This window comes from Oleiphilus sp. HI0080 (assembly GCF_001635135.1).
Window position 1 is genome coordinate 1 of the sequence record NZ_LWFU01000709.1, and the last position, 773, is coordinate 773.

Here is a 773-nt window from a genome sequence, read left to right on the forward strand (position 1 = left end):
TGCAGCGGCTCGTAGGCTAGGTTAATTGTGGCGAAAGCGACAGTCCAAGAGATGCCGCCGCCAAGACCTTGTAAAGCTCTTCCGATCATCAATGCTTCCATGGATTGAGCAAAGCCAGCAAGCACTAAACCAAAGCCAAATGCGACATAGCCGATAAGGAATATACGCAAAGGGCCCCGACGGTCTGTATCTTGTCCTGCCCAAACAACGCCGATGAGTGTCGTAAGTAGATAGCTCGCAAATGCGAGGCCATACCATTCAAAGCCATTCAACTCTTCGGTAATCGTCGGCATGGCAATGGCGAGTACCAATTCATCGTATGCGTGTATTGTAACCGCAATGACTAAGCCAATAATTAATGCATGTTGTCCTAGCATAGTGAGCCTGACATCGTAGTTTCTGAGATTGAATAGCGAGAGAGCGATGCCAGCTCTTAATGGCTGGCATTTTGTGAGCGCGAATTATGCTTACAGACGGGCTGCAAAGTACAGTGTATTTTCCGTTGCTCAGCGCACATTCGCTTTGTCGGGTGCTTGCTTGGCGAATCTATGCTGCAATCACCCCAATCTACGATAGACTGATAGTGCATATCGAACGAGAAACGGGAGCTGACGATGACGATAAACGCTTTGTTCGAAAACCTGTGGCAAGTGTATTCCGATTTAAATCCGAGGGTTTTGGAGATTCGTGCTTGTCTACGTCAAGCTTCTCCAGGTTTGATCAATGACCATATCGCGTTGCGCACATTAAAGCATGCTCGTTTTGGTATGGAG

1 protein-coding gene is annotated in these 773 nt (G+C 47.7%); it reads right to left on the bottom strand.

The window, feature by feature from the left end; genetic code table 11:
- Nucleotides 1–377: MFS transporter (locus A3751_RS15235; protein WP_156492508.1), on the bottom strand; the 377-nt coding region annotated here is incomplete at its 3' end.
- Nucleotides 378–773: the final 396 nt, after the last annotated feature.